This is a genomic window from Variovorax sp. GW821-FHT09B01 (assembly GCF_059418345.1).
The window spans coordinates 238,776-246,894 of sequence record NZ_JBWKPQ010000012.1; the positions used below are offsets into that span (position 1 = coordinate 238,776).

The 8,119-nt window shown below is 66.7% G+C and carries 8 protein-coding genes; 7 read left to right on the forward strand and 1 reads right to left on the reverse strand.

The window, feature by feature from the left end:
* Window positions 1-31: 31 nt before the first annotated feature.
* Entirely contained in the window at window positions 32-1,597 is a 1,566-nt protein-coding gene (locus AC07RV_RS28695; RefSeq protein WP_093339330.1) for a DHA2 family efflux MFS transporter permease subunit, read from the forward strand.
* A 79-nt stretch (window positions 1,598-1,676) separates the two neighbouring features.
* Window positions 1,677-2,570, forward strand: a complete 894-nt coding sequence (locus AC07RV_RS28700; protein WP_296775845.1) for a LysR family transcriptional regulator — start codon at window positions 1,677-1,679, stop codon at window positions 2,568-2,570.
* Here AC07RV_RS28700 and AC07RV_RS28705 read toward each other — a convergent pair.
* Entirely contained in the window at window positions 2,555-3,175 is a 621-nt protein-coding gene (locus AC07RV_RS28705) for a cysteine hydrolase family protein (RefSeq protein ID WP_296775842.1), read from the reverse strand. The genes AC07RV_RS28700 and AC07RV_RS28705 overlap by 16 nt on opposite strands.
* Before the next feature lie 428 nt (window positions 3,176-3,603).
* On the opposite strand from AC07RV_RS28705, the gene AC07RV_RS28710 reads away from it, so the two are divergent.
* From AC07RV_RS28710 to AC07RV_RS28730, 5 genes are all read left to right on the forward strand, one after another.
* Complete coding sequence (locus AC07RV_RS28710; protein ID WP_208513586.1) at window positions 3,604-4,374, forward strand: ABC transporter ATP-binding protein; 771 nt, start codon at window positions 3,604-3,606, stop codon at window positions 4,372-4,374.
* The gene (locus AC07RV_RS28715; protein WP_203201894.1) at window positions 4,374-5,081 is read left to right on the forward strand and encodes an ABC transporter ATP-binding protein; all 708 of its coding nucleotides are present in this window, start codon (window positions 4,374-4,376) and stop codon (window positions 5,079-5,081) included. Before AC07RV_RS28710 ends, AC07RV_RS28715 begins: the two co-directional genes overlap by 1 nt.
* 76 nt (window positions 5,082-5,157) lie before the next feature.
* Window positions 5,158-6,354, forward strand: coding sequence for an ABC transporter substrate-binding protein (locus AC07RV_RS28720; RefSeq protein ID WP_492714555.1), 1,197 nt, complete (start codon window positions 5,158-5,160; stop codon window positions 6,352-6,354).
* Window positions 6,355-6,410: 56 nt separating this feature from the next.
* Complete coding sequence (locus tag AC07RV_RS28725) at window positions 6,411-7,607, forward strand: ABC transporter substrate-binding protein (protein ID WP_093356153.1); 1,197 nt, start codon at window positions 6,411-6,413, stop codon at window positions 7,605-7,607.
* Window positions 7,608-7,652: 45 nt separating this feature from the next.
* Window positions 7,653-8,119 (forward strand): branched-chain amino acid ABC transporter permease (locus AC07RV_RS28730; RefSeq protein ID WP_492714552.1); only part of this gene is annotated, 467 nt, incomplete at its 3' end.

Below are 8,119 nucleotides of genomic sequence, written 5' to 3' on the forward strand. Positions count from 1 at the left end.
GCTTTCGTTCCGACCGCTGTCGCGCTGAACCATGGCCACCGCCGCCGCACCCGCCTACGTCGCACCGCCTCCGCTCGAGGGCTCCGCCCGCGTGTGGGGGACGATCGCGCTTTCGGCCGCCACCTTCATGAACGTGCTCGACTCGTCGATCGCGAACGTGTCGTTGCCGGCCATCTCGGGCGACCTTGGCGTGAGCACCACGCAAGGCACCTGGGTCATCACCAGCTTCGCGGTGGCCAATGCCATCGCGGTGCCGCTCACCGGCTTCATGACGCAGCGCTTCGGCCAGGTCCGCCTGTTCGTGGCGAGCGTGATCCTGTTCATGATCAGTTCGCTGCTGTGCGGCCTGGCGCCGAACATGACCACGCTGATCGCGTTCCGCGCGCTGCAGGGCTTCGTCGCGGGGCCGATGATCCCGCTGTCGCAGACGCTGCTGCTGTCGAGCTATCCGCGCGCCAAGGCCGGCCTCGCGATGGCCATGTGGTCCATGACCACGCTGGTCGCGCCCGTGATGGGGCCGCTGCTCGGCGGCTGGATCACCGACAACATCTCCTGGCCCTGGATCTTCTACATCAACATCCCGGTGGGCATCGTCGCCGCGGCCATCACCTGGGTGCTGTACCGCAAGCGCGAGAGCCTGACCCACAAGGTGCCGATCGACGCCATCGGCCTCGCGCTGCTGGTGATCTGGGTCGGCGCGCTGCAGCTCATGCTCGACAAGGGCAAGGAGCTCGACTGGTTCCACTCGGCGCAGATCGTCACGCTCGCGGTGGTGGCCGTCGTCGGCTTCGCCTTCTTCCTGATCTGGGAGCTGACCGAGAAGCATCCGGTGGTCGACCTGTCGCTGTTCAAGCGCCGCAACTTCTGGTCGGGCGCGGTCGCCACCGCCGTGGCCTACGGCCTGTTCTTCGGCAACGTGGTGCTGCTGCCGCTGTGGCTGCAGCAATGGATGGGCTACACCGCGACCCAGGCCGGCATGGTGATGGCGCCGGTGGGGCTGCTGGCGATCTTCCTGTCGCCGGTGGTGGGGCTGACCATCGCCAAGGTCGACCCGCGCCGCTACGCCACTTTCTCGTTCCTGGTGTTCGCGCTGGTGCTGTGGATGCGGTCGAACTTCAACACCCAGGCCGATTTCGGGACCATCATGATCCCGACCTTCATCCAGGGCATCGCGATGGCGTTCTTCTTCATCCCGCTGGTGACGGTCACGCTCTCGGGCCTCACGCCCGACCGCATCCCGGCCGCCTCGGGCCTGTCGAACTTCCTGCGCATCACGGCTGGCGCCATGGGCACCTCGATCGCCACCACGCTGTGGGAGAACCGCGCGACGCTGCACCACGCGCAGCTCGCCGAGTCGATCAACCAGGGCAACATCGCGGCCACCAGCGCGATGTCGGGCCTCGCGAGCAACGGCTTCAGCACCGAGCAGGTGATGGGCCAGATCAATCGCCTGGTCGACCAGCAGTCCTTCATGCTGGCTTCGAACGACATCTTCTATGCGTCGGCCGTGCTGTTCCTGCTGCTGATTCCGCTGGTGTGGTTCGCGCGGCCGCAATCGGGCGGCGCGGGCAGCGACGCGGCGGCCGGCGCGCACTGAGTCCGCGCTCGCCACATCTCCCATCGACCCCCGGGTTTCGCAAGAGGCCCGGGGGTTTCGTTCGCATACAGTCGCGCGCATGGATCAGTTCGCCGCCTTGAAGGCATTTCGCGCCGTGGTCGAGGCCGGCGGCTTCACGGCCGCGGCCGAGGCCATGGACGTCTCGCACACCGTCGTCTCGCGCCAGGTCAAGCAGCTGGAGGCCGCGCTCGGCGTGCAGCTGCTCAACCGCACCACGCGCCGCTTCGCGCTCACCGAGGCCGGACAGACCTACTACCAGCACAGCCGCCAGATCCTCGACCAGCTCGAGGCTGCCGCGCTGGCCGTCGCACGGCACCAGGTCGAGCCCACGGGCCTGCTGCGCATCAACGCGCCGATGTCCTTCGGCCTCGAGGCGCTCGCGCAATGGCTGCCGGCTTTTCTCGAAGCGCACCCGCAGCTCAAGGTCGACCTGGTGTGCAACGACCGCTTCGTCGACCTGATCGAGGAGGGCTTCGACGTGGGCCTGCGGCTGGCCTATGCGCTGTCGGATTCGACGCTGATCGTCAAGCGGCTCGCCAGCTTCGAGGAGTGGTGGGTGGCCTCGCCCGATTACCTGCGGCGGCGCGGCACGCCGGTCGTGCCCGCCGACCTCGCGGCGCACGAGTGCCTCAACTACTCGCTCGCGGGCAAGGCCGGGCAACCGAGCTTCACCGCGCGCGACCGCAGCGTGCACACGGTCGAGGTCGGCGGCCGGCTGCAGGCCAACAGCGGCATCGTGCTGCGCACGGCCGCGCTGGCCGGCACCGGGCTCGCGCTCTCGCCGGCCTTCCTGCTGCGCGACCACCTCGCGCGCGGCGAGCTGGTGCGCGTGCTGCCGGACTTCAGCCAGCCGGCGTTGAACCTCTACGCGCTCTATCCGCAGAATCGGCACCTGTCGCCCAAGGTGCGCGCCTTCGTCGATTTCGCGGCGTTGCGTTACAGCGTCGGCTGATCGAGCAGACCCAGCAACTCGTCGGTCGAACGCACCTCGGCCACCACGTCCGACACGCCGCGCAGCGCCGCGCGATGCAGTTCGCGATGGCCGAGCACGCCGCCGTCCTCCAGGTCGAGGTCGCGCGTCGCGCAGGCATCGCCCGCGATCAGGTTCTGGTAGCCGCGCGGCGCGGCATCGAAGGCGGTGGCCGACACGCACATGTGGGTCATCAGGCCGGTGAGGATCAAGGTGCGGATGCCGCGCGCCTGCAGTTCCGCGTCGAGCGAGGTGCCCGCGAAGGCGCTCGGTGTCGCCTTCGTCAGCACCGCGTGCCGCGCGGCGGGGCTCAGCTCGGAGTGGATGTCGAAGGCCGCGCTGCCCTGCGCGAAGATCGGGCTGTCGGCGGGCGCGAGGTGCTGCACATGGAACACCGGCATCGCATGCCGGTCCGCCGCCTCGATCAGCCGCCGGGCCTGGCGCAATGCCGGCAGGCCATCGGGGATCGGCATGCGGCCGTCGAAGTACTCGTTCTGGAAATCGATCGCGATCAGCGCCGTGGTGGCGGGATCGAGGCGGGTGGTCGGCTGCGCGCCGGTGAGCGTGCGGATGCTGGGATGCTGCATGGACTTCTCTGTGTGACTGAAGAAGACCGAAGCGTACGAAGCGCGGGCGTGCCGGTGTAGATGCGCCGCCGCACAAGACTTGTGCGAATCGCGAAGGTCGGCGCGCGCGGGCCGAAGCCACCTGCCTGCCGCCGATGGACCGCGGGCGATGCAGCGGCGATGTAGTTCGGAAGTGCGCGCGAAAAAGCAGCGGTCGGGTGCGCGCGCCATGCTGTGGTGCACATGCTTTGTCGTCGCGGCGACAGTGTGCCGATGGCATGCATGCCGGACATGCGTCACCGTTCGAGAAGGTTGCACTGCAGCATAGGCATTTGCCCCAGTATGCAAGCGAGAGGCGCCCCCCAACAATCGGTCCGCGCTCGATGGTGGCGCTGTGAGAACAAACGCATGACAGACTTTTTCGGTCACTACCCGGGCGGCTTCGCGAGATGAGCGACGTCATTCTCGAAACACGCCAGCTCACCAAGGAATTCAAGGGTTTCACCGCGGTCAGCAAGGTCAATCTCTCGGTCGTGCGCGGTTCGATCCACGCGCTCATCGGCCCCAACGGCGCAGGCAAGACGACCTGCTTCAACCTGCTCACGAAGTTCCTCGAGCCCACCAGCGGCACGATCCTGTTCAACGGCCAGGACATCACGGGCGAGCGCCCCGCGCAGATCGCGCGGCGCGGCATCATCCGCTCGTTCCAGATCTCGGCCGTGTTCCCGCACCTCACGCTGCTGGAGAACGTGCGCCTGGGGCTGCAGCGCAGGCTGGGCACCTCGTACCACTTCTGGAAGAGCGAGAAGTCGCTCGAGCCGCTCAACGCCCGGGCGCGCGAGCTGCTCGCCGAGGTGGGCCTCGAAGAACTCGCCGAAGAGCAGACCGTGAACCTGCCCTATGGCCGCAAGCGCGCGCTCGAGATCGCGACCACGCTCGCGATGGAGCCCGAGCTGATGCTGCTGGACGAACCCACGCAGGGCATGGGCCATGAGGACGTGCACCGCGTGGCCGAGCTGATCAAGCGCGTGTCGGCCGGACGCACCATCCTGATGGTGGAGCACAACATGAGCGTGGTCTCGACCATCGCCGACACCATCACCGTGCTGCAGCGTGGCGCGGTGCTGGCCGAAGGCCCCTACGCGGAGGTCTCGAAGAACCCGCAGGTCATGGAGGCCTACATGGGCACCACCGACGGCCAACTGCAGGGAGCCCACTGATGACCGCCGCACTCGAGATCAAGGGCCTGCAGGCCTGGTACGGCGAATCGCATGTGCTGCATGGCGTCGACATGGTCGTGCAGCCGGGTGAGGTCGTCACCTTGCTGGGCCGCAATGGCGCGGGCCGCACGACGACGCTGCGCGCGATCATGGGCCTGACCGGCGCGCGCAAGGGCAGCATCGAGGTCAATGGCAAGGAAACGATCGCGATGCCCACGCACCGCATCGCGCACCTGGGCATCGGCTACTGCCCCGAGGAGCGGGGCATCTTCGCGAGCCTGTCGTGCGAGGAGAACCTGATGCTGCCGCCGGAACTGAAAGGCGCGGGGCAGGGCATGTCGGTCGACGAGATCTACGCGATGTTCCCGAACCTGGCGGAGCGCCGCCACAGCCAGGGCACGCGGCTGTCGGGCGGCGAGCAGCAGATGCTCGCGGTGGCGCGCATCCTGCGCACGGGCGCCAAGCTGCTGTTGCTCGACGAGATCTCCGAAGGCCTGGCGCCGGTGATCGTGCAGGCGCTGGCGCGAATGATCACGACCTTGCGTTCCAAGGGCTACACCATCGTGATGGTGGAGCAGAACTTCCGCTTCGCGGCGCCGTTGGCCGATCGCTTCTACGTGATGGAGCACGGCCGCATCGTCGAGAAGTTCGGCGCCGCGGAACTCGAAGCCAAGATGCCGGTGCTCAACGAGCTGCTGGGCGTCTGAACCTTTTTCCCCTCCCGTCCACAAGACCCCGACGTTCCCGTCCTCATCTCACAAAGATTCTTTCAGGAGACTTCGCATGCAAAAGAAACTCGGCCTCATCGCAGGTGCCATCGCCGTCCTCGCCCTCGCAGCCACCGGCGCGCAGGCCCAGGAAAAGGTCAAGATCGGCTTCGTCACCGACCTGTCGAGCCTGTACGCCGACCTCGAAGGCAAGGGTGGCGCCACCGCCATCCAGATGGCCATCGACGACTTCGGCGGCAAGGTGCTGGGCCAGCCGATCGAGCTGCTGACCGCCGACCACCAGAACAAGGCCGACATCGCTGCCTCGAAGGCGCGCGAATGGATCGACACCGCCGGCGTGACCATGGTCTTCGGCGGCACCAACTCGGGCGTGGCGCTGGCCACGGCCAAGGTGGCCGAAGAGAAGAAGCGCGTGTACTTCAACAACGGCGCGGGCAGCTCGGTGCTGACCAACGAGCAGTGCAGCCCCTACACCATCCACTACGCCTACGACACGGTCGCGCTGGCCAAGGGCACGGGCGCGGCGGTGGTCGACCGCGGCGGCAAGAGCTGGTTCTTCCTGACCGCCGACTACGCCTTCGGCCATGCGCTCGAAGCCGACACCACCAAGGTGGTCAAGGAGAAGGGCGGCTCGGTGGTGGGCTCGGTGCGCCATCCGCTCAATGCTTCGGACTTCTCGTCCTTCCTGCTGCAGGCGCAGAACTCGAAGGCGCAGATCCTCGGCCTGGCCAATGCCGGCGGCGACACCATCAACGCGATCAAGGCGGCGAAGGAATTCGGCATCAACAAGACCATGAAGACCGCGGGCCTGCTGGTGTTCCTCAGCGACATCCACAGCCTGGGCCTGAAGAACACCGAAGGCCTGCTGCACACCACGAGCTGGTACTGGGACCTCAACGACGACACGCGCAAGTTCGCCAACCGCTTCTTCGAGAAGACCAAGCGCATGCCGACCGACGTGCAGGCCGCCGACTACTCGGCCACGATGACCTACCTGAAGGCCGTGGCCGCCGCCAAGACCACCGATTCCGACAAGGTGATGGCGCAGCTCAAGAGCATGAAGATCGACGACTTCTACGGCAAGGGCCAGATCCGCGCCGACGGCAGCTTCATCCACGACATGTACCTGGTGGAAGCGAAGTCGCCGGCCGAGTCGAAGAAGCCCTGGGACTACCTGAAGGTGCTCAAGACGCTGCCGGGCGACCAGGTCTTCACGACCAAGGCCGAAACCAAGTGCGCGCTCTGGAAGTGAAGAGCGCCTGAGACCGCCCCGCCGAAGAACACGAGACCACCACGAGGATCACCACCATGAAACGCAGCGCCATCGCTTCCGCCTGTCTGCTCGCCACTGCCTTCGTGGCGGCGGGCGCCGCCCAGGCGCAGGACAAGGTCAAGATCGGTTTCGTCACCGACATGTCCAGTCTCTACGCCGACGTGGAGGGCAAGAATGGCGCGGTGGCGATCCAGATGGCCATCGACGACTTCGGCGGCAAGGTCAACGGCCTGCCGATCGAGCTGCTGACCGCCGACCACCAGAACAAGGCCGACATCGCGGCCTCGAAGGCGCGCGAGTGGATCGACACGCAGGGCCTGACCATGCTGTTCGGCGGCACCAACTCGGGCACGGGTCTCGCGATGGCCAAGGTGGCGCAGGAGAAGAAGCGCGTGTTCGTGGTCAACGGCGCCGGCACCTCGGCGCTCACCAACGAGCAGTGCAGCCCCTACACCGTGCACTACGCCTACGACACCGTCGCGCTGGCCAAGGGCACGGGCGGCGCCGTGGTGGAGCAGGGCGGCAAGAACTGGTTCTTCCTGACCGCCGACTACGCCTTCGGTGCCGCGCTCGAGGCCGATACCGCGAAGGTGGTGAAGGAGAAGGGCGGCACCGTGGTGGGCGGCGTCAAGCACCCGCTCAACGCCTCCGACTTCTCGTCCTTCCTGCTGCAGGCGCAGAACTCGAAGGCGCAGATCCTCGGCCTGGCCAATGCCGGCGGCGACACCATCAACGCGATCAAGGCGGCCAAGGAATTCGGCATCACCAAGTCGATGAAGATGGCCGGCCTGCTGGTGTTCATCACCGACATCCACAGCCTGGGCCTGAAGAACACCGAGGGCCTGCTGCTCACCACCAGCTGGGACTGGAACCTCGACGAACGCACGCGCGCCTTCGGCCGCAAGTTCTTCGACAAGACCAAGCGCATGCCCACCGACATCCAGGCCGCCGACTACTCGGCCACCATGACCTACCTGAAGGCGGTACAGGCGGCCAAGACCACCGATGCCGACAAGGTGATGGAGCAGATCAAGAAGATGCCCATCGACGACTTCTACGCCAAGGGCACCGTGCGTGCCGACGGCCGCTTCGTGCACGACATGTACCTGATGCAGGTCAAGGCGCCGTCCGAGTCGCGCCAGCCCTGGGACTACTACAAGGTCGTGGCCAAGCTGCCGGGCGACCAGGTCTTCACGACCAAGGCCGAGAGCAAGTGCGCGCTCTGGAAATGACCGACCCCCGCGGACCCGCTCGGGCCCGCGCTTGCTGAATCCCCTATGACCATTTCCCTTCCCGCCTTGTTGAGCCAGCTCCTCCTGGGGCTGGTCAACGGCTCCTTCTATGCCATCCTGAGCCTCGGGCTGGCCGTCATCTTCGGCCTGCTCAACGTCATCAACTTCGCGCACGGCGCGCTGTTCATGCTCGGCGCGGTGCTCACCTGGATGGCGATGGAATATTTCGGCATCAACTACTGGGTGATGCTGATCGCCGCACCCATCGTCATCGGCCTGTTCGGCGTGCTGATCGAGCGGCTGCTGCTGCGCTGGATCTACAAGCTCGACCACCTCTACGGCCTGCTGCTCACCTTGGGTCTCACGCTGCTCATCGAGGGCGTGTTCCGCTCCATCTACGGCGTCTCGGGCCTGGCCTACGACGCGCCCGAGGCGCTCTCGAGCGCCACCGACCTGGGCTTCATGGTGCTGCCCAACTACCGCGCCTGGGTGGTCGTGGCCTCGCTGGTCGT

Excerpts from the sequence above, each read along its gene's own strand:
- AC07RV_RS28725 (WP_093356153.1), top strand. The coding sequence starts at position 6,411 with ATGAAACGCAGCGCCATCGCTTCCGCCTGTCTGCTCGCCACTGCCTTC.
- AC07RV_RS28720 (WP_492714555.1), top strand. The coding sequence starts at position 5,158 with ATGCAAAAGAAACTCGGCCTCATCGCAGGTGCCATCGCCGTCCTCGCC.
- AC07RV_RS28705 (WP_296775842.1), bottom strand. The coding sequence starts at position 3,175 with ATGCAGCATCCCAGCATCCGCACGCTCACCGGCGCGCAGCCGACCACC.
- AC07RV_RS28700 (WP_296775845.1), top strand. The coding sequence starts at position 1,677 with ATGGATCAGTTCGCCGCCTTGAAGGCATTTCGCGCCGTGGTCGAGGCC.
- AC07RV_RS28710 (WP_208513586.1), top strand. The coding sequence starts at position 3,604 with ATGAGCGACGTCATTCTCGAAACACGCCAGCTCACCAAGGAATTCAAG.
- AC07RV_RS28695 (WP_093339330.1), top strand. The coding sequence starts at position 32 with ATGGCCACCGCCGCCGCACCCGCCTACGTCGCACCGCCTCCGCTCGAG.
- AC07RV_RS28715 (WP_203201894.1), top strand. The coding sequence starts at position 4,374 with ATGACCGCCGCACTCGAGATCAAGGGCCTGCAGGCCTGGTACGGCGAA.